This is a genomic window from Kribbella pratensis, from assembly GCF_004366075.1.
GTDB classification, from domain to species: Bacteria; Actinomycetota; Actinomycetes; order Propionibacteriales; family Kribbellaceae; genus Kribbella; species Kribbella pratensis.
This window is the reverse complement of record NZ_SODU01000003.1, coordinates 239,499-258,215: the sequence shown is the minus strand read 5'-3', so window position 1 is coordinate 258,215 and position 18,717 is coordinate 239,499. Positions and strand designations below refer to the sequence as shown.

General features: G+C 68.1%; 17 protein-coding genes. 8 read left to right on the top strand and 9 right to left on the bottom strand.

From position 1 onward, the window contains the following. Window positions 1-9: 9 nt before the first annotated feature. Window positions 10-1,356 (bottom strand): FAD-dependent monooxygenase, encoded by a 1,347-nt coding sequence (locus EV137_RS25230; RefSeq protein ID WP_134131058.1) that lies wholly within the window; start codon window positions 1,354-1,356, stop codon window positions 10-12. An 83-nt stretch (window positions 1,357-1,439) separates the two neighbouring features. Here EV137_RS25230 and EV137_RS25225 point away from each other — a divergent pair, with 83 nt between their 5' ends. Next, entirely contained in the window at window positions 1,440-2,042 is a 603-nt protein-coding gene (locus tag EV137_RS25225) for a TetR/AcrR family transcriptional regulator (protein ID WP_202871149.1), read from the top strand. Window positions 2,043-2,263: 221 nt separating this feature from the next. On the opposite strand, the gene ligD is transcribed toward EV137_RS25225, so the two are convergent. Genes ligD through EV137_RS25210 form a run of 3 tightly spaced genes read right to left on the bottom strand, consistent with a single transcriptional unit; the run spans window position 2,264 to window position 5,563 of the window. After that, the gene (gene ligD, locus EV137_RS25220) at window positions 2,264-3,235 is read right to left on the bottom strand and encodes a non-homologous end-joining DNA ligase (RefSeq protein ID WP_134131057.1); all 972 of its coding nucleotides are present in this window, start codon (window positions 3,233-3,235) and stop codon (window positions 2,264-2,266) included. Between the two features lie 35 nt (window positions 3,236-3,270). Then, entirely contained in the window at window positions 3,271-4,416 is a 1,146-nt protein-coding gene (locus EV137_RS25215) for a branched-chain amino acid aminotransferase (protein ID WP_134131056.1), read from the bottom strand. Window positions 4,417-4,429: 13 nt separating this feature from the next. Next, window positions 4,430-5,563: a helix-turn-helix domain-containing protein gene (locus EV137_RS25210; protein ID WP_238175543.1), complete on the bottom strand. Its 1,134-nt coding sequence runs from the start codon at window positions 5,561-5,563 to the stop codon at window positions 4,430-4,432. A 166-nt stretch (window positions 5,564-5,729) separates the two neighbouring features. Between EV137_RS25210 and EV137_RS25205 the strand changes: the two genes are divergently transcribed. After that, complete coding sequence (locus EV137_RS25205) at window positions 5,730-6,077, top strand: hypothetical protein (RefSeq protein ID WP_134007125.1); 348 nt, start codon at window positions 5,730-5,732, stop codon at window positions 6,075-6,077. A 100-nt stretch (window positions 6,078-6,177) separates the two neighbouring features. Then, window positions 6,178-6,933: a helix-turn-helix domain-containing protein gene (locus tag EV137_RS25200; RefSeq protein ID WP_134007127.1), complete on the top strand. Its 756-nt coding sequence runs from the start codon at window positions 6,178-6,180 to the stop codon at window positions 6,931-6,933. A gap of 27 nt (window positions 6,934-6,960) precedes the next feature. Here the strand turns inward: EV137_RS25200 and EV137_RS41860 are convergent, their stop codons facing one another. Continuing rightward, window positions 6,961-9,951, bottom strand: a complete 2,991-nt coding sequence (locus tag EV137_RS41860) for a S8 family peptidase (protein WP_202871148.1) — start codon at window positions 9,949-9,951, stop codon at window positions 6,961-6,963. Window positions 9,952-10,094: 143 nt separating this feature from the next. Then, a complete protein-coding gene (locus EV137_RS25190) occupies window positions 10,095-10,862 on the bottom strand; it encodes a class I SAM-dependent methyltransferase (RefSeq protein ID WP_238175693.1) in 768 nt (255 codons plus the stop codon). A gap of 239 nt (window positions 10,863-11,101) precedes the next feature. On the opposite strand from EV137_RS25190, the gene EV137_RS25185 reads away from it, so the two are divergent. Further along, window positions 11,102-12,763 (top strand): FAD-dependent oxidoreductase, encoded by a 1,662-nt coding sequence (locus EV137_RS25185; protein ID WP_134131053.1) that lies wholly within the window; start codon window positions 11,102-11,104, stop codon window positions 12,761-12,763. Continuing rightward, a complete protein-coding gene (locus EV137_RS25180) occupies window positions 12,763-14,229 on the top strand; it encodes an ATP-binding protein (RefSeq protein ID WP_134131052.1) in 1,467 nt (488 codons plus the stop codon). The genes EV137_RS25185 and EV137_RS25180 overlap by 1 nt, the downstream gene beginning before the upstream one ends. A 71-nt stretch (window positions 14,230-14,300) precedes the next feature. On the opposite strand, the gene EV137_RS25175 is transcribed toward EV137_RS25180, so the two are convergent. After that, on the bottom strand, window positions 14,301-14,948 hold the full coding sequence (locus tag EV137_RS25175; RefSeq protein WP_134131051.1) for an MSMEG_1061 family FMN-dependent PPOX-type flavoprotein: 648 nt from the start codon (window positions 14,946-14,948) through the stop codon (window positions 14,301-14,303). A gap of 100 nt (window positions 14,949-15,048) precedes the next feature. On the opposite strand from EV137_RS25175, the gene EV137_RS25170 reads away from it, so the two are divergent. The 3 genes from EV137_RS25170 to EV137_RS25160 are packed head-to-tail and all read left to right on the top strand — an operon-like array spanning window position 15,049 to window position 16,573. Further along, window positions 15,049-15,393 carry an ArsR/SmtB family transcription factor gene (locus tag EV137_RS25170; protein WP_134007137.1) on the top strand — a complete coding sequence of 115 codons (345 nt, stop codon included), beginning with the start codon at window positions 15,049-15,051 and terminating at the stop codon, window positions 15,391-15,393. After that, window positions 15,393-15,953: an SRPBCC family protein gene (locus EV137_RS25165; protein WP_202871147.1), complete on the top strand. Its 561-nt coding sequence runs from the start codon at window positions 15,393-15,395 to the stop codon at window positions 15,951-15,953. Before EV137_RS25170 ends, EV137_RS25165 begins: the two co-directional genes overlap by 1 nt. Continuing rightward, window positions 15,953-16,573: a dihydrofolate reductase family protein gene (locus EV137_RS25160; RefSeq protein WP_134007141.1), complete on the top strand. Its 621-nt coding sequence runs from the start codon at window positions 15,953-15,955 to the stop codon at window positions 16,571-16,573. The genes EV137_RS25165 and EV137_RS25160 overlap by 1 nt, the downstream gene beginning before the upstream one ends. 224 nt (window positions 16,574-16,797) lie before the next feature. On the opposite strand, the gene EV137_RS25155 is transcribed toward EV137_RS25160, so the two are convergent. After that, complete coding sequence (locus EV137_RS25155) at window positions 16,798-17,760, bottom strand: sugar kinase (protein WP_134131050.1); 963 nt, start codon at window positions 17,758-17,760, stop codon at window positions 16,798-16,800. A gap of 230 nt (window positions 17,761-17,990) precedes the next feature. Beyond that, complete coding sequence (locus tag EV137_RS25150; protein WP_134131049.1) at window positions 17,991-18,611, bottom strand: bifunctional 4-hydroxy-2-oxoglutarate aldolase/2-dehydro-3-deoxy-phosphogluconate aldolase; 621 nt, start codon at window positions 18,609-18,611, stop codon at window positions 17,991-17,993. Window positions 18,612-18,717 lie beyond the last annotated feature (106 nt).

Below are 18,717 nucleotides of genomic sequence, written 5' to 3'. Positions count from 1 at the left end.
TCCAGGATCCTAAGCGAGGTAGCCGTCCGGGCGGATCAGGATCTCGTCGCCCGGCTGCGCATGGTAGATCGCGAACGCTTCGGGTGAGGTGATGTCGACTGCGTGCGGGTGGGGCGACGCCGTGGCGGGGGCGAACCGCAGCAGGGTCTCGTGCGGACCGCGGAGGAGCTCGAACAGACGCACTTTGTTGCCCTCGGCATCTGTGAGTGGAGCGTCGGGGGCGCGGTCCCCGGAGACCAGGGGCCGGGCGTCCGCCGGGTCGCGGTACGTGATGTCCAGCTGGCGGGTGTTCTCGCCGCGCTCCAAAGCCGACTCGTCGCCGTCGACGTGCTTCTGCATCAGGTCCTGACTGATACCGAGCACCCGCGCGGCGTTCGTGCGGCGTTCGGTCTCGTACGTCGCCAGTATCTCTTTACGTCCGTCGGCCAGCTTCCAGCCGAGGTTGTAAGCGTCCTGGACGCCGGTGTTCAGCCCCTGACCACCAGTCGGCGGGTGCACGTGGGCGGCATCGCCGGCGATGAAGACACGGCCGACCCGGAATTTCGCGGCGAGCCGCACGTTCGGACGCCACACTGTCGACCAGGTCAGGTCGCGGAGCTTCGCCGTTCCCGGGCCGGCGAACTTGTCGACCAGCTCCTGCAGTGCTTCGAGCGAAGTGTCCGCGTCCTCGCCGTCGAGTGGAGCGCCGAACTGGAACTGATCGCCGCCGGACAGCGGAGTCATCGCGATGCCCGACATCGGATTGTCCGCCGCGCCGAACCAGTAGCCCACCTCGTGGTCGAGACCGTCGGCCGCGACGTCCCCGAGCAGCATGCGGATCGACTCGTCGGTCGTCCCTTCGAAGGGGACGCCCAGGTGCTTGCGGACGAAACTTCTCCCGCCGTCAGCACCGACCAGGTAGTCGACGGCCAGCGTCTCGCCGGTCGACAGTTCGGCGGTCACCGCATCCGCGGTCTGGGTGAAGCCGACGATCGCGGTCGCCAGTTCGACATCCACGCCGTACTCCGCGAGCTTGTCGCGCAGGATCTTCTCGGTGCGGGACTGGCTGAGCATGTGGCCGTTCGGATACGGGATGTCAGGTGTGGGCTCGACCGGGTCGGCCATCCGGCGCTCGTCGACGAGCCGGCCGCCGACATAGATCTTCATCAGCGGGACCGGGCGGCCCTGCTGCAGTACCTCGTCCAGTACGCCGAGGTCCTCGAACACCTCGAGGGTCCGCGGCTGCAGGCCGTCGCCGCGCGATCCGTTGAAGAACTCGGTCGCCTTGTCGATCACTCGGACCGCGATGCCGCGCCGGGCCAGCTCGATACCGAGGGTCAAGCCGGTCGGTCCGGCACCCGCGATCAGGACGTTCATGGTGGTCTCCTTGGCTGAATCATGATTCACTGAATTCAGATTCAGTTTGTCCGGGACTAGGGTTCGCTGTCAAGGAGGTACTCGTGACGGACACGGTGAGCCGCCGGCAGCGGGCGGCCGGGACCGAGGTGGCGCTGAAGCAGGCCGCGCGCGACGTCTTCGCCGAGCGCGGGTACCTGAACACGAAGATCACCGACATCACCGCGGCCGCGGGCCGCGCGACGGGATCGTTCTACAACCACTTCGCGAGCAAGGAAGAGCTGCTCGAGGCGCTGCTTCGCGACATGCTCGCGGCAGCGGATGAGGCGGTCTTCGACGACGCCGGGCACGACGCCGACTTCAGTAAACGGTCGGCGATCCGCTGGCATGTGGCGGCGTTCTGGCGGTTCTACCAGGCGCATCTGCCGGAGATGATCGCGGTGAAGCAGGCCGCGATGGCGGACCCGGAGCTGGGGCGGCGGCTGCAGCAGATCATGGCCGACGACGACCAGCACATGGTCGAGCACTTCGCACACCTGCCGAACCCGCCCGCCGATCCGCTGGTCACGATCTCCGCCATGAACGCACTGATGGAGGGCTTCGCCTACACCTGGCTCGTCGTCAACCCGTCCAACGGCCGAACCATCTCCGACGACGACGCAATCGACACGCTCACCAACCTCCTGCACCACGGGCTGGCGGGGTAGAGGCGGACGCCCAGGCCATCACAATCGAGCGGTCGTCAGCCTCGTCCAGCGTGGAGCCGGCAGCTCGATGCGATTGTGATGGCCTGGAGATGCGGACCTGAGCCACTCACCAAGGTCGTCCGATCGGGTGTTCGCCCGCAGGCCGACGCGTGACAACGGCCCTCAGGCGAAGCTTGATGAGTGGCGCAGATCCGCACACCGAACGGGCAGTCCGCCAGCTGCTAGTCCTCGGGCGGAGGTGGTTCCTCGGCGCCTTCGCGTTCGTCTCGCTCGGCCCACTCCATCAACGTGGCGAGCGAGTAGACGTTGTCGTCGATGGTCGCGTGCAGATCGCCCAGTTCGGCGTAGCGGGCGGGGACGGTGGCGATCGTGAAGTCCTTCGGGTTCACGTCGTCGATCTCGTCCCAGCGGATCGGGGTCGAGACCGTGCCTTCCGGGTTGCCGCGGACCGAGTAGGCGGCCGCGATCGTGTGGTCGCGGGCGTTCTGGTTGAAATCCACGAAGACCAATCGAGGGTCGCGATCCTTGCGCCACCACGTGGTCGTCACGTCCTCGGGCGCACGCCGCTCCACCTCACGTGCGAACGCCAGCGCGGCCCGCCGTACGTCGGAGAAGCCGTACGCCGGCTCGACCCGGACGTAGATGTGGATGCCCGATCCGCCGGAGGTCTTCGGGTAGCCGACCGCGCCGAGCTCGTCGAGCACTTCGTGGACAGTGTGCGCGACCCGACGTACCCGATCGAACGGGCAGTCGGGCATCGGGTCGAGGTCGATCCGCCACTCGTCGGGCTTCTCGGTGTCGGCGCGCCGCGAGTTCCACGGATGGAACTCGACCGTCGACATCTGCACCGCCCAGGCGACGTGGGCGACCTCGGTGACGCACAGCTCATCCGCGGTCCGGTTGTACCGCGGGAACTTCACCCGCACGGTCTCCATCCACGGCGGCGCTCCGTGCGGCAGCCGCTTCTGATGCACCTTCTCGCCCGCGACACCCTCCGGGAACCGGTGCAACATGCACGGCCGCTCCCGCAGCGCGTTGACGATGCCGTCTCCGACGGACAGGTAGTACTTCACCAGATCCAGCTTGGTCTCCCCGCGCGCAGGAAAGTACACCCGCTCCGGATTGGAGATCCGAACGGTTCGCTCACCCACCTCCAGCTCGATCGCCGGAGACTTCGCCTTGGACTGGGCCATGACGCCAACCTAACCGGCGCCGGGGACAAACGGCATCAGGCCAGGCGGGTGAGCCAGCCGCGGGTGTCGGGGGTGCGGCCGTACTGGAGGTCGAGGAGGGTGGTGCGGATCTTGGCGGTGACCGGACCCACGCCGTGGTTGACGGTGTGGTCGCCGATGGTGAGGTCGCCGTCGGGCCAGGCGAGGCGGCCGATGGGCGTGATGACGGCGGCGGTGCCGGAGGCGAAGACCTCGGTGATCTCCCCGGAGCGGATGCCGTCCTTGCATTCGTCGGCGGAGATGCGGCGCTCTTCGACCGGGTGGCCCAGGTCGGCGGCGAGCTCGAGCACGGACGCGCGGGTGACGCCTTCGAGGATCGAGCCGTTCAGCTCGGGTGTCGCGATCCGGCCGTCGGCGTACACGAAGAACATGTTCATGCTGCCGATCTCCTCGAGCCACCTGTGCTCGACCGCATCGACGAACGCAACCTGTTCGCACCCGTTCGCAACCGCCTCGGCCAGGCCGGCGAGGCTGGACGCGTAGTTGCCGCCGCACTTGGCCGCTCCGGTCCCACCGGGCGTCGCACGGATGGTGGAGGTCGTGAGCCAGATGGACACCGGCTTGGGGCCGGTGTCGAAGTACGGGCCGGCGGGGGAGGCGATCACGCCGAACAGCACCTCGTGCGCGGGCCTGACGCTCAGCGCGGCCTCGGTGGCGATCATGTACGGGCGGAGATACAGGCTGGTCTCGCCGTCCTCGGCCGACGGCACCCACGCCTCGTCAACGGTCACCAGCGCACGCAGGGCTGCTACGAACTCGTCCTCCGGCACCTGCGGCAGCGCAAGCCGCTCCGCACTCGCGGTGAACCGAGCGGCGTTCCGGTCCGGCCGGAAGGCCCACACCGAGCCGTCGGCGTGCCGGTACGCCTTCAGGCCCTCGAAGATCTCCTGCGAGTAGTGGAAGACAGCGGCCGCCGGGCTGAGTGACAGCGGTGCGTACGCCGTGACCTTCGAGTCGTGCCAGCCGCGGTCCACCGACCAGTTCGCAACGACCATGTGGTCCGTGAACGACTGTCCGAAGGCCGGATCGGCAAGCACGGCCGCCCGAGCCTCCGCACCGGCCGGATCGCTGCGCAGTTCGACCGCGAAGTCCCACGCATCTGCCACTACCGTTGCCCGCTGTTCACCTGTCACTCGCCGCACGCTACCCCTGCTCTCACCTCCAGCTCGACCCGCCGCCCACACTCCGACCACTCCGGTACGCCGATCGCGCCAGCAGCTGCCGTAGCTCGGCTGCACCGGGCTCTGCCTGTACGACGCGCAGCACTCGATCGGCAGCGTCGTACACCAAGGAGTCGTGCCACTCGTCCGGCAGCTCGACGAGGACCCGGAGTGCCGTGGCCAGGCCTGCCGCGACCTCGCCCGCGACCACTAGGCACTCGGCCAGGCACAGGTCGAGTTGTGCACGCTCGCCGATCCAGCTCTCCGGGCAGAGCTCTCTGGCGCGCTCCAGCAGGACACAGCCGGGCACGCCGTACCCCAGCAGGGTGCAGACCCGTCCTTCGGCCCAGTGCAACTGGTACGGCTGGGCCTGTGGGGTGGTGCGCAGGAGCTCGTCGCCGATACCGATCAGCTCCTGCAATGCGCGGTGCGCGTCCTGGGTGTGTCCGAGCTCGGCGAGGACGAGAGCCCGCGCTGTCCGCGGCACGCAGCCTGCTGCGCCCGGCGCCTGCAGGTCCAGCGCGACCGACTCGTCCGCGAGCTCGAGCAGCTCTGCCAACGGGCGTCGCTCGGCCAGACCGGTAATTGCTTCCTTGGCGCGTACCAGCGCCGGCAGCGGGCCCTCGCCGACGCTGTCCGCGGCCGCGCGTGCGGCCCACCACCAGCGCCTGGCAGTGCTTCGCTCACCCAGCCTGGCGAGGGTCTCGGCGATCAGCATGCTCAGCTCGGCTGCCTCTACTCCATCAGCGCCGTGCAGCTGCCTCACCAGCTCCGGTAGCAGGCAGGCCGGTGGAACACTGCGGTAGTCGTCGGGCACCGGTCCGCCGGCATCGAGCGTCGCGACCAGCCCTCGCCACGCCGTCTCCAACGGGTCGGCCTCCGGCCGGAGCTGACCTGCGCGGGCGGGCCTTCGCTCGAAGGTGGCAGCCAGTCGGCCGTCAGTGCCGAGCTCCCGGTCGCAGAGCCGGGCCAAGTCCGCAGAGCCGGGCCGCTGCCCGCGCTCCACCTGCGACAGATAGCTGTGGTCGTACCCGACCCGTGCTGCGAGTTGGCGCAGGCTCAGCCCGGCCGCCTGCCTGCACTGCCGCAGCAACGGGCCGAACGATGTCCCAATCGATGTCTCGGTCACAGGACCACCCCGTTCGCGCTTCGAGCTCATGTGGTGCGTGCCGGACAAGCTACAAGCCCTCGCCGACAAAAACCGTGGAAAACAAGGGCATGTGGGCTGTGGGCTGTTCCCACAGCCCACAGCCCACACCTGTTGTGCGCACTGCGTTCTGGGCGACCCTGAGCAGGTGAACACGCTGAAGCGACAGGCTCGCCTCTTCCGTCTGGTCCGGCCCATCGCCGCCCCTGGTTCCCGGATGCTCGCGGAAGGTGCGGAGTGGTCCGATGGTGCCGTCGCGCTCAGGTGGCTCGGCCGCTGGGCGAGCACCTCGACCTGGGACGACATCGAGGCACTGCTGGCGGTTCACGCCGCCGACGGCGACACCCGGCTGCACTGGCTCGACCCGCCGCCGGTCCGGCCGGCCGCACCACCTCCCGAGCCGCAGGAGAAGACGGTCTGGCTGCCGGCACCGGCTCCTGACGGCCTCTGCTCACGCTGCGGCCGCCCGTGGCCCTGCCTCGACTGCGGTCCCTAGGGTGCGTCTCCCTAGCCGTGCGTGAGACATCGGTGCCAGGAGTTACTTGACGCGGTTTAGTGTGAGGGGGTTTGGGTCGGGTTGGTGAGGGGTGGTGCTGGTGGCGGACGGTGCGGTGGTGGATCCGCTGGACGAACTGGATGCTCAGGTGGCTCGGCTGCGGGTAGTGGCGGACGAGTTGCGGGAGGCTCGGGGGAAGCCGGTTCTGGAGGGCAACCAGGTCGAGCTGATCGAGGACGGGCACACACTGCTGCGGACGTACGAGGAGATGCAGCGCAGTTGCCAGGTGCAGGTCCGGGCGCTGGATCGGCCGCCGTACTCGACGCCGCCCGCGTCGCAGCAGAAGCTCGAGCTGGACCGGCTGGCGGACGGGCTGGTGTACCGGGCGATCTACGGGTTCGAGGTGTTCGAGTCCGAGGAGGTCATGGCGGTGCTGCCGGAGCTGCGGGCAGCCGGTGAGGTGAGCCGGGTGCTGCCGCAGATGCCGATGAAGATGGTGCTCGGAGACGACACCATGGCGTTGGTCGCACTGACGAAGCGGGCGCCCGCCGAGTCCCACCTGCTGATCAGGTCGTCCGGTCTGCTCGACGGGCTGATCGCGATGTTCGAGATGTTGTGGGGACTGGCCGTACCGATGCCGGAGCTGGAGGCCAACGGCGACGTGGCGGAGTTGCGGGCGCCGGACCGCGACATCCTGATGCTGCTGGCCGGCGGAGCCACCGACGACATGATCAGCCGGCGGCTGCGGATCAGTCCCCGGACGACCCAGCGCCGGGTCCGCGCGCTGATGGATGCCCTCGGCGCGCAGACCCGGTTCCAGGCGGGCGTCCAGGCCGCCCGCCGCCGCTGGATCTAAGTCCCTGTCTGGATCACCAGACAGGGCCTAGTTGATCGTCACCACCGTCCCGGCCCGGTTCGGGAACTCGACGAAGCCGGTGGAGCGCTTGTCGGTCGGGATGCCGGACCACGAGGCCGTCACCTGGAACGGCTTGAACGCGGCCGGTGCCACCGACGGCGTGACCTTGAGCGAGCTGCCGGTCGAGGAGGTCACGACGTTCGTCTGCATCGTGTACTCCGTCGTGCTCGCACCCGGCGGGTTGGACAGGGTGATCGCCAGAACACCCCACACGCCAGGAGTGGGCGCGGGCACGCTGGCGGACGCCTGGTTCGATCCGTCACCGACGAACGACAGCAACTGCATCTGACCGTTCACGACCTTGTACAGCACCAGCCAGATGCTGCCGGCCGGGTCCACGGTCTTGATGTTCCACTGCACTGCCTTGGTCTGGGAGGTCGCTGTCACCGGGTAGTTGGGAAGGTCGGCATCCGCCGCGCCAGCAGGCACCGCGCCAGGAACGAGAGGTGCCGACACCACGCCGTACGACCGGATCGGTACACCAGCCTTTCCGACGGTTGCTGTGAACGATGTAGAGCCGGAAGCGCCGGTGCCGGTTACTGCAGTCGGAGCGAGCGCGGACGTCGGTACGACGACGATCGGGCTACGGACTGCCTTGTCGGCGCCCTGCCAGGTCAGCCAGCCGTTGGTGGTGGTGCCGGAGTCAGCCGTGTCGAGAGTGAGCTTCACTGTGAAGGTCTTCGTCTCACCGGCCTTGCTGAAGTGCAGGATTGACGGCGTGACCACGGCCTTCATGCCCGGCACCGAAGCAGTCGCTCGGTACAGGCCCGGAGTCACAGCGGTCACTCGCCGGGTGATCGTCTGCGTGCCCAGCAACCGGCCGACCGCGATCGACGGAGCGTTGTAGTCACTCGGGTTGATGGCCGGTACGCCGGTACCGGTCTTGACGCCAGTGCCCTCCAAGTAGCCCAGCCAGTCCGTGTCGCTCGAGTCGTAGACGAGGCCCGGGTCCAGCATCTTCGACGGCTGCACCTCACCGGCGCCGGCGTCGAACGGGTTGGTGTTGACGGCTCCAGTAGAGGTCAGCACGTTGCCGGCAGTCGTCATCAGCGCCGACTTGACCGCCATGGGCGACCAGTCCGGGTGCTTCGACAGGTACAGAGCTGCCAGACCCGCCACGTGCGGTGCAGCCATCGACGTACCCGAGAGGAACGCGTAGTTCTGTCCGCCGTTGGTAGGTGGCGCGACAGCGGCCAGCACGTTGACACCCGGTGCGGCGAGGTCAGGCTTCAACAGGTTGCCGTTGCTTGCCAGAGACGGTCCACGCGACGAGAAGTCGGCCATCTGCGGGTACGGCGTAGTAGTGCTCGTCTGGTTGCCCGGTACCAGTTCAGCGGTCGCGTCTGCCTGCATCGCGTAGGACTTCACCGACAGCGAGCCCGGGGCGTTCAGGTGCACAGTGGGTACGACGTGGGAGTCGCCGACCACGTCCTGGTCGAAGAGGTTCAGCAGCACCATTCCGACGCCGCCGGCGCGCTGGACCTCGGCGGACTTGTCGACCCGCGCACTGATACCGCGGTCGCAGGCGACGATCTTTCCGGCCGTCTTGGCCGGGTCGAGAGTGTTCGCGAGACAGATGAGTGCGTCTTCGTCGCTCACGCCGTCCTTCTTGACCGCAGCTCCGTTGACGAGCGGCTTGCTGCCCGTCGGCGACGTGACCGTCGTGCTCACACCGGAGTACTTCTGGCCGTTGCCCAGCACGACTGTCCCGTTCCACGGCGCGACGGTGGTCGCTCCAACCGTGGTCACCCAGGGGGAGGTGTTGTCGAGCGTCGACGCGTCCGGGCCGGAGTTGCCACCGGCTGCGGAGACGAAGACACCAGCCGACGCAGCGGACAGGAACGCCAGCTGGATCGGGTCCGTGGCCGGGGACTCGAAGGTCGAGCCGACCGAGTAGTTGATGACGTCGACGCCGTCCGCGACGGCCTGGTCGATTGCAGCGACGATGTCGGACGTGAATCCACCTGAGTCCTGGGTCGTCTTGCCGGACCAGAGTGCCTTGTAAACAGCGATCTTGGCGGCCGGTGCGACACCAGTGACCGTACCGAGATCGCGGCCGCCCAGTACGACGTCCACGTCCGCACGACCTGCCGCGGTGGTAGCGGTGTGCGTCCCGTGGCCCTCACCGTCGCGCGGCGACTCGTAGTCGGCACGGCGCTCCGGCGGGACCAGGCTGAGCCACCCGTCACCGAAGTACTTCGCACTGATGAGCTTGGTGTTGCACAGGTCGGCGGTGAAGTCCTGGCCGGCCTCGCAGCTGCCGGTGAACGTGCTGCCGTCGGCCTTGTGCATCAGAGTCGTCGAGCCAGAGAGGTAAGGACGGTACGGGTCCGCAGCCGTCGGCGGCTCGGTACCGAGCTTGGGGCCGGCCAGCGACGCGCTCTCGGGCCAGATGCCCGTGTCGACCACACCTACGACGACACCCTGACCCGCGGTCGCCGTACCGCCGAGCTTGTTCCATACGCCGGTCTGGCCGGACAGCTTCAGGAAGTCGGTCGGGTTGCGGTCGTCCAGGGCGACGTGCAGCTGGTCCGGTACGACGGCGATCACACCAGGTGTCTTGGTGAGCTCGTTGACCTCCTTCGAGGTCAGCGAAGCGGCGAAACCGTTCAGTGTGGTCGAGTAGTCCTGGTCGACGTGTGCTCCGACCTTCGCAGCAACCTCTGCGTGCTTGCCGGTCAGATAGGCGCGGTACGCCTTCCCGCTCGTGCTGTTGACCTCGACCTTGCGACCAGCTGCCGGCTTGGTGGCCTTGAGTCCGGTCACGCCACCCTGGTACGTCGCGAGCGGCTTGTCGGCCAGTGTTACGACGTACCGCCCAGGCGCGAAGGTGAAACGGCTGCTGGACGGCGCATCGGTGCCTGGTGCAGCGGAGCCCGGTGGAGCCACCAAGGCGGTGGTGATCAGCGCGGCCCCTGCAAGCAGTGCGGCGCGCCGACGCAGGTTCGGATGGTTCACGTGATGCCTCCACGGCATGTAGTCCTGGCCGTGGCTGTAGCCCCGGCCGCCCGCCCCCGAGCTCGGACGCCGAAGAGCCTGCCAATCCACCGCTCCGACCACACGGTTTTGGCTTCAACTAGCCGCTGGCGAAAACCTGCCAGTCAGCGCACCGCCGTTGCCAGGAGGTACTGCGCCTTCAGGCGCACCTGGCCGGTTGACGTGGTCCAGTCGTCGTTGATCATGCCCAGGACGCGGTTGCGGACCTCTTCGAGGCGGCCTGCGTTCTCGAGGATGGGGAGGGTTTCGATGCCGAGGGGGTGGGTGGCGATACGGGTGTCCCAGTACTCGGTGGCGGAGGCAGTCACGATGTCGAGGTCGAGGGTTCTGCCGGAGACAGTGAAGCCGTGAGGGGCGAGCAGTTCGGACAGGGCGTTCGGCTCGTGCCAGTTGAACGGGGTGCCCATGTCGACGCCGCCGGTGACTTCGCGAAGCGCAGCGATGAGGACGCCGACGAGCTTGCTGAGGACGCCCGGTTGCCAGGTGGTCAGCAGGATGCGGCCGGTCGGCTTCGCGACGCGGGCGAGTTCGGTGAAGGCGGCGGCCGGGTCGGGCGCGAAGATGACGGCGAAGTTGGACAGGATCACGTCGGCGGAGGAGTCCGGCAGCGGGATCGACGCGGCCTCTCCGTCGACGACGGTGAGGTCGCGGTCGAGGGCGGTCTCCGCGATCACTTCACGGAGACGGGCGGCCGGCTCGACCGCGGTCACGCGGGCCCCGAGGTCGGCCGCGAGCAAGGCGACGTTGCCGGTGCCCGCACCGACATCGACCACATGTTCACCGGGCTGGATGTTCGCTGCCGTCACCAGCTCCCGAGCTGCGGGCAGCAGATCCGCGGCGGTCGGTTCGTAGCTGCCCTTGCCCCAGTCCATCTCCGTCACGCGACCACCCTAGGCCGGGTTCCCGACAGCGTCGGGTATCCGCCGTCGCCGACGCATTGACCGGTGATTATGGAGCATCTCTACTAAACGAACCGGGAGTTGCTGGACAGCCACGCGCCGTACCTTGACTCCTTTCCTGGCCTGCCCGGCTCGCGCCGCCCCCGCGAGCCGGGCCGGAGCCTGTGGATTACCGATCCCTGTTTGTAGGCATCCGCTGGTATGAAGGAGGCATGACAGCGTCAACGACCCGCTCGGTGATCCTCACCGTCGACGACGATCCCGGCGTTTCCCGATCGATCGCCCGTGACCTCCGCCGTCGGTACGGCGAGGAGAACCGCATCGTCCGGGCGGAGAACCCGGTGCAGGCGCTCGACGCGCTGAAGGAGCTGAAGCTCCGTGGTGAACCGGTCGCGCTGCTGCTGGCCGACTACCGGATGCCCCAGATGTCCGGCATCGAGTTCCTCGAGGCCGCGATGGACCTGTTCCCGCTGGCCCGCCGGGTGCTGCTGACGGCGTACGCCGACACCGACGCCGCGATCCAGGCGATCAACGTCGTCGACCTCGACCACTACCTGCTGAAGCCGTGGAACCCGCCGGAGGAGAAGCTGTATCCGGTGGTCGACGCGATGCTCGACCTGTGGCGGTCGACCCCCGAGCCGTCCGGCGACGAGACCCGGGTGATCGGTCACCGCTGGTCGGCGCCGTCGTTCGCGGCCCGCGACTTCCTCGCCCGCAACGCGGTGCCGTACCGCTGGCTGAATGTCGACGACGACGAGGCCAAGCGGCTCCTGGACGCCGCCGACGTGGACGGTACGACGCTGCCGGTCGTGATCACGCCCGACGCCACAGTGATGGTCGCCCCGTCCGAGGCCGAGCTGGCGCAGAAGGTCGGCCTGTCCACGGCGCCGGCGAAGGACTTCTACGACCTGGTCGTGGTCGGCGGGGGCCCGGCTGGGCTCGGTGCGGCGGTGTACGGCGCCAGCGAGGGCCTGCGGACCGTGCTGGTCGAGCAGTTGGCGACCGGCGGTCAGGCTGGGCAGTCGAGCCGGATCGAGAACTACCTGGGCTTCCCGGACGGGGTGTCGGGCGCGCAGCTGACTGACCGAGCCCGGCGGCAGGCGGTCCGGTTCGGGGCCGAGCTGCTGACGACTCGCCAGGTCGTCGGCCTCGAGACGCTCGGCAACGCGCGGCGGCTGGTGTTCGCCGACGGCAGCGAGATCTCGGCGCACTCGGTGATCCTGGCGACCGGGGTCTCGTACCGGACGCTGCAAGCGCCCGGTGTCGACGATCTGTGCGGCCGTGGCATCTACTACGGATCGGCCACCACCGAGGGTCCGGCGTGCGCCGGCGCCGAGGTCTACATCATCGGCGGGGCGAACTCCGCCGGTCAGGCGGCGGTCTATTTCTCGAGGCATGCGAAACGCGTGCGTATGCTGGTGAGAGGACCATCGCTCACCGCGACGATGTCGTCGTACCTCATCGACCAGATCGACGGGATCGACAACATCGAGGTGCACACCTGCACGCAGGTCGTTTCCTGTATCGGCTCGGAGCACCTGGAACACCTCACCTTGCTGAACAGCGAGACCGGGGAGAAGCGTGAAGTGGACACGGAATGGATGTTCGTGTTCATCGGCGCGGCTCCGCGGACGGACTGGCTGCCCGGTGACGTGCTCCGCGACGACCGAGGCTTCGTGCTCACCGGACCCGACCTGCACGGCAGACCGCCGGGCTGGCCGCTGGACCGGGAGCCGTACCACCTGGAGACGAGCATGCCGGGCGTGTTCGCCGCCGGCGACGTACGGGCCGAGTCGGTGAAGCGGGTCGCGTCCGCGGTCGGTGACGGAGCGATGGCCGTGACACTGGTGCACCGATACCTGGAGATGCTCTGATGACTGACCAAGCTGTGGCGCCGCGGCGGCTGACCCCCGACGAGTTGCGCACGCTGTTCCTCTTCGAGAGCCTCACCGAGGAGCAGCTCGAGTGGCTGTCGAACGCCGGGTACGTCGAGGAAGTGCACGGCGGGACCGTCTTCAACGAGGGCGACGAGGCGACCTGCTGCTACGTCCTGCTCTCGGGCGAGCTCCGGCTCTGCAAGCTGTCGCACGGTGAGCTGGTGGAGATCAACCGGACCAGCCAGCGCGGGGTGTACGCCGGTGCGTTCAACGCGTTCTTCGGTGCCGCCGAGACGAAGGCGTACACGGCGACCATGCAGGTCACGAAGCCGTCGGAGTTCTTCGTCGTCAGCGCCGAGACGATGGCGACGATGATGAACACCTGGTTCCCGATGGCGGTGCACCTGATCGAGGGTTTCGTGATGGGCATGCGGCGGACCAACGAGACGCTGGGGGAGCGCGAGCGGTTGCTTGCCCTCGGCTCCTTGTCCGCGGGTCTGACCCACGAGTTGAACAACCCGGCAGCGGCGGCGGTCCGGGCCGCGGCGACCCTGCGGCAGCGAGTGTCCGGGATGCGGTCGAAGCTGGCGATGCTCGCCGACGGCACCCTCGACGCGACCAAGCTGCACCAGATCGTCGCGTTGCAGGACGACGCGGTCGAGCGGCTGGAGAAGAACAAGGACAAGGATGTCCCACCGATGGAGTTGTCCGACCGCGAGGACACGCTGACGGACTGGCTCGACGACCACGACGTCCACGCGAGCTGGGACGTGGCGCCGGTGCTCGCGGCCGCGGGCCTGGACGTGCCCTGGATGGAGAACGTGCTGGCGGCGGTCGGGCCGAAGTACCTCGAGGGCGCGGTGCGGTGGTTGATGTACACCATCGACACCGAGTCGCTGATGAACGAGATCGACGACTCCGTGACCCGGATCTCGACTCTTGTCGGCGCCGCCAAGCAGTATTCGCAGATCGACCGGGCGCCGTACCAGACCGTTGATCTGCGGGAGTTGCTGAAGTCGACGCTGGTGATGATGTCGGGGAAGCTGCAGGGGTACGAGGTCGTCAAGGACTTCGATCCCGAGCTGCCCGCGATCCCGGCGTACGCCGCGGAGCTCAACCAGGTGTGGACGAACATCATCGACAACGCGGTGAGCGCGATGGGCGGATCCGGAACGCTGACGCTCCGCACCCGTCGCGACGGCGGCTACGCGGTCGTCGAGATCGGCGACACCGGACCGGGCATCCCCGACGAGATCCGGCGCCGCATCTTCGAGCCGTTCTTCACCACCAAGCCGATCGGCGAAGGCACCGGCCTGGGCCTCGACATCTCGTGGCGCATCGTGGTGAAGAAGCACCACGGCGACCTGCGCGTCGAGTCCGAGCCGGGCCGCACGGTCTTCAAGATCGTCCTGCCCCTGGACCCCGAACGCGAACTGGAGTCCGACCCGGCTCTGCTTGCTTAAGGCAACCAGTTGACGACGGCGGCGACGACTGCCGGGTCCAGATGTCCGGGGACTTGGTAATACAACGCCTCCTAGTCCACGGCAGGCCCCGGGTAGAGTTGGGCGTCGAGCACCTCGGGGCGGTTCCGGGCCTCGATCGACTCCAGCGACTCGCCTTGTCGCCACAGTGCCCGGGCAATCTCGGCGTACGGGCGGATCGCTGTCGGGTTCCAGGTCTCGGGTTTCCAGGTGCTGGATCGCGCGAACGCCTTCGGGCAGTGGAAGAACGCCTCCTCGACGTCGACGACGAGCGCCAGCCGCGGGCGGTGCGAGCGGACGATCATCTCGTCGAAGAACGGCCCGTCCGTGACGATCCTCGCGCGGCCGTTCACCCGGAGCGTCTCGGGGCGACCGGGGACGACGAAGATCAGGCCGGCGTACGGGTTCTCGAGGAGGTTGCGGAATCCGTCCATCCGGCGGTTTCCGGAACGTTCCGGAATCGCGAGCGTGACCTCGTCCAGCACCTTCACGAAACCGGGTGGGTCGCCCTTCGGCGAGACATCGCAGTGGCCGTTGGCGGACGACGTACCGACGAAGACGAGTGGTGAGCCTCCGATCCATTCGGCATGTACGTCGCTCAATCGCGCCTCGACCTTGTCGCGGGCGATCGGTTCCGGCGTACCGAACTGCTCCAGCTCCGCCACGCTCCGCACGACAGGTAGTTCATCCCATCGACCCATCACAGATCCTCCTCGTCCGACGTACCTGTCCAGGACGATCCAGCTACCTCCGGGGTGACAGTCGCTTGACGCATTCCGATATGGGCATATGATTGCGGGCATGGCACGAGCAGCGACGACTTCGGACGTCTTCAACGCGATCGCCGAGCCGCAGCGCCGGGAGATCCTGGTGTTGCTGCGCGCGGGCGAGCGGCCGGTGACCGAGTTGGCCCAGGAGTTGGGGATGACTCAGCCGGGGGCGTCCAAACACCTGCGGGTGCTGCGGGAGGTGGGGCTGGTGCGGGACCGCAAGGCAGGCAAGCAGCGGCTGTACGGGCTGGATGCCCGGGGGCTGCGACCGGTTCACGAGTGGGCCGGCGGGTTCGAGCGGTTCTGGAACGAGAGCTTCGACCGGTTGGACGCATACGTGCAGGACTTGAAGCAGACGCGGCTGGAGGAAAACTGATGAGCGCAACGGGACAAGGAGCGTCGACCCAGTCCGCCATGGGGCAAGGGGCGTCGACGCAGTCCGCGACGGGGCAGGGGGTGCCGGTGCGGTCCTCGACGGCCGAGCGGGAGGTCGTCATCTCGCGGGTCATCGAAGCTCCACGGGAGTTGGTGTTCGAGGCGTTCACCGAGGTTCGGCACCTGTCGCGGTGGTGGGGACCGGAGGGGTTCACCACGACCACGCGGGCGTTCGAGTTCCGTGTCGGTGGGGTGTGGGACTTCGTGATGCACGGGCCGGACGGGACGGACTACGCCGAGTGGATCACCTGGACCGAGATCGCCGTACCCGAGCGGATTGCGTTGCTGCACGGTGAATCCCGCGATGACCCGAACCCGTTCGAGTCGGTGCTGACGTTCGTGCTCGACGGTGCGGCGACGCGGATCGAGATGCGCACGGTGTTCCGTACCAAGGAACTGCGCGACGAGGCGGTCGAGAAGTACGGCGCGATCGAGGGCGGCCGGCAGACGCTGAGCAAGCTGGCGACGTACGTCAGCTCTCGGTTGGGAGTGGAGGGCTGATGGCCGGGAAGGTGTTCTTCGGCGTGTCGATGTCGCTGGACGGGTTCATCGCGCCCGACTCGCCCGAGGAATTGATGGGGAAGCAGTGGATGGAGCTGCAGCGGTGGGTCTTTCCGCTGCGGTTCTTCCGGGAGAACCTGAAGCTCGGAAAGGGCGGCGAGGAGGGGCGCGACAACGACATCGCGCGGGAGACGTACGAGCGCACCGGCGTGAGCGTGATGGGTAAGCGCATGTTCGATGCCGGCGAGCGGATGTGGCCGGAGGAGGCGCCGTTCCATACGCCGGTCTTCGTGGTGACGCACGAGAAGCGTGACCCGTGGGAGCGGCCGGGTGGGACGACGTTCTACTTCGTCAACGATGGCATCGAGGTCGCGCTCGAGCAGGCGCGCGAGGCCGCGGGCGATCGGGATGTGCGCATCGCGGGTGGTGGTGCGACGATCCTGGAGTACCTGAACGCCGGGCTGATCGACGAGTTCTCGATCGCGTTGTCGCCGGTGCTGTTCGGCTCCGGAATCCGCCTCTTCGAGGGCATCGACGCGAGCCGCGTCGCCCTCGACCAGATCAACGCGGAACACTCCCCGAAGGTGACCCACCTGACCTACTCCGTCCGGCAACGCTAGGCGAACCGAGCAGATCGGGGTGGCGGGCTATGTGACCGCTGACGGGTTACAGCGAGCCAGCCATGAAACAACCCGCCACTCGACGAACCGGCGGGAAACAGCCACCAGTCGGGCGGGGCCGTGGGTGGTGGTGGCGCAGCCCGTTGGTCGGGCTTGGTGGTGGTGGAGCAGCCTGCTGGTTGGGCGGGGCGGAGGGGAACAGCCTGGGTGGGTGAGGGGTGGGGTTAGCGGAGGGCGGTGCCTTGGGTGTGGGTCAGGAGGGTTAGGTCTTGGCGGGTGGGGAGGGATTCCCAGTCGCCGTACGCCGTTACGCAGAAGGCGCCTGAGGTTGTGGCGCGCGTCAGGCGGGCGTCGGGGGTGAGGTTGTCGAGGGTGGCGGAGAGGTAGCCGGAGACGAACGCGTCGCCGGCACCGATGCTGTCGACGACCGTGACCGGGAGGGCAGGGCTGTGGATGGTGTGCACCTCAGGCGCGGGCGCGTCGATGGATTCGGCGCCCTTGGTGTGGGACCAAGCGCCCTTCCCTCCGGCCGTCACGACGACGGTGTCGACGGACCGGAGCAGGTCGGCGACCGGATCTTCAGCGTCGGTGAGGAGGTCGAGTTCGTCGTCGGACGCGAAGACCGTGTGGACGTGGGGCAGGAGCTCGCGCAGCGCAGTGGCTGCTTCGGGGCGAGCCCAGAGGCGGGCGCGGTAGTTCACGTCGAGTGAGACTCGGGTACCGGCTGCGGAGGCCGTGCGTACGGCGGCCAGCGTTGCGGCACGTGCCGTGTCGGAGAGTGCTGGAGTGATGCCGGTGACGTGGAGCAGTGTCGGGGCCGTGGTCGTCACAGCAGCTGTGGTCTCGTCCGGCGTGAGGGTGGAAGCGGCCGAACCGCGGCGGTGGTAGCTCACGCGGGTGATGTCGTGCGACGGCTGGTCGAACGCGATGAACCCGGTGAACGCATCGTCCGAGAATCGGATCCGGGTGTCGACGTTCTCGGCGCGGAGGGTGCGTTCGATCAGCCGGCCCGGTTCGTCGTTGCCCAAGGCACTCAGCCAGGTGACGTCGTGCCCGAGCCGGGCGACACCGATCGCGACGTTGCTCTCGGAGCCGGCGATCGAGAGCTGCGCGTCCCCGCCGAGCCGCATCGGGCGAGCAGTCCGCACCGAGACCATCGTCTCGCCCAGCGTCAGCAGATCCGTCATGTCAGTACTCCTTCAGTACTCCGAGAACGAGGGCGACCCGTCGGACCGCCCCGCCGCCCGCGCCGGCCTCCCGCGCCCATTTGCCTGGTCCACCCACCAAATGGGGGGTTCCTGACCGTCATGGAGGGTGGGTAACCCCCGACTCGACTGGTTGACCAGCCAAATTGCCTGGTTGACCAGCCAAATTGCCTGGTGGGCCAGGCAAATGCGGAGGGAGCGGGCGCATGGTGTCAGATGTTGAGGGCTGTGCGGAACGTGCTTGCTCGGATGGCCAGCTCGGAGAGGGAGCCGCCGGTGCCGGCGTCGCCGAGGAGGGGGGAGCCGACGCCGACCGCGAGGGCTCCGGCGGCGAGGTACTTCGGGGCGGACACCGCGTCGATGCCGCCGACCGCGATGAGCGGGGCGTCGGGGAGCGGCGCGCGAAGTTCGGAGAGGTAGCCGGGGCCGTGGAGCTTGGCGGGGAAGATCTTGACGGCGGTGGCGCCGAGATCCAGGGCGGCCACCACTTCGGTGGGCGTGAGCGCGCCGCACAACAGCGGCAGACCGAGCTCGACCGAACGGTAGGCGCCACGCGTGATCGCAGGGGTGACGGTGAAGTCGGCGTTCGCGGCGGCCACCTCGTCGGCCTGAAGCGCGGTGATGACGGTGCCGGCGCCGATCAGGATGCTCGGGTCGTACTGCGCGCGTGCCTTGGCGATCGCCTCGACGCCGCCGGGCGTGGTGAGCGAGACCTCGAGGGCCATGATGCCGGCCTCGACGAGGGTCTGGATGCAGGCGAAGGCGGTGTCCGCCCCGTCGGCACGGACGATCGCGAGCAGTTTCCGGCTCCGGAGTTCGGCAAGCAGATCCATAATCCCCAACCTATGTGATGTAGGAAGACGTAGGACATCCCATGAGCTCTGGCGTGGACACCGAATTCGCACCGTGAACAGCACGTCGGTGCGTGACGCCGTACTC

Excerpts from the sequence above, each read along its gene's own strand:
- EV137_RS25185 (WP_134131053.1), top strand. The coding sequence starts at position 11,102 with ATGACAGCGTCAACGACCCGCTCGGTGATCCTCACCGTCGACGACGAT.
- EV137_RS25230 (WP_134131058.1), bottom strand. The coding sequence starts at position 1,356 with ATGAACGTCCTGATCGCGGGTGCCGGACCGACCGGCTTGACCCTCGGT.
- EV137_RS25160 (WP_134007141.1), top strand. The coding sequence starts at position 15,953 with ATGGCCGGGAAGGTGTTCTTCGGCGTGTCGATGTCGCTGGACGGGTTC.
- ligD (WP_134131057.1), bottom strand. The coding sequence starts at position 3,235 with ATGGCCCAGTCCAAGGCGAAGTCTCCGGCGATCGAGCTGGAGGTGGGT.
- EV137_RS25165 (WP_202871147.1), top strand. The coding sequence starts at position 15,393 with ATGAGCGCAACGGGACAAGGAGCGTCGACCCAGTCCGCCATGGGGCAA.
- EV137_RS25180 (WP_134131052.1), top strand. The coding sequence starts at position 12,763 with ATGACTGACCAAGCTGTGGCGCCGCGGCGGCTGACCCCCGACGAGTTG.
- EV137_RS25150 (WP_134131049.1), bottom strand. The coding sequence starts at position 18,611 with ATGGATCTGCTTGCCGAACTCCGGAGCCGGAAACTGCTCGCGATCGTC.
- EV137_RS25155 (WP_134131050.1), bottom strand. The coding sequence starts at position 17,760 with ATGACGGATCTGCTGACGCTGGGCGAGACGATGGTCTCGGTGCGGACT.
- EV137_RS25190 (WP_238175693.1), bottom strand. The coding sequence starts at position 10,862 with ATGGACTGGGGCAAGGGCAGCTACGAACCGACCGCCGCGGATCTGCTG.
- EV137_RS25175 (WP_134131051.1), bottom strand. The coding sequence starts at position 14,948 with ATGGGTCGATGGGATGAACTACCTGTCGTGCGGAGCGTGGCGGAGCTG.
- EV137_RS25170 (WP_134007137.1), top strand. The coding sequence starts at position 15,049 with ATGGCACGAGCAGCGACGACTTCGGACGTCTTCAACGCGATCGCCGAG.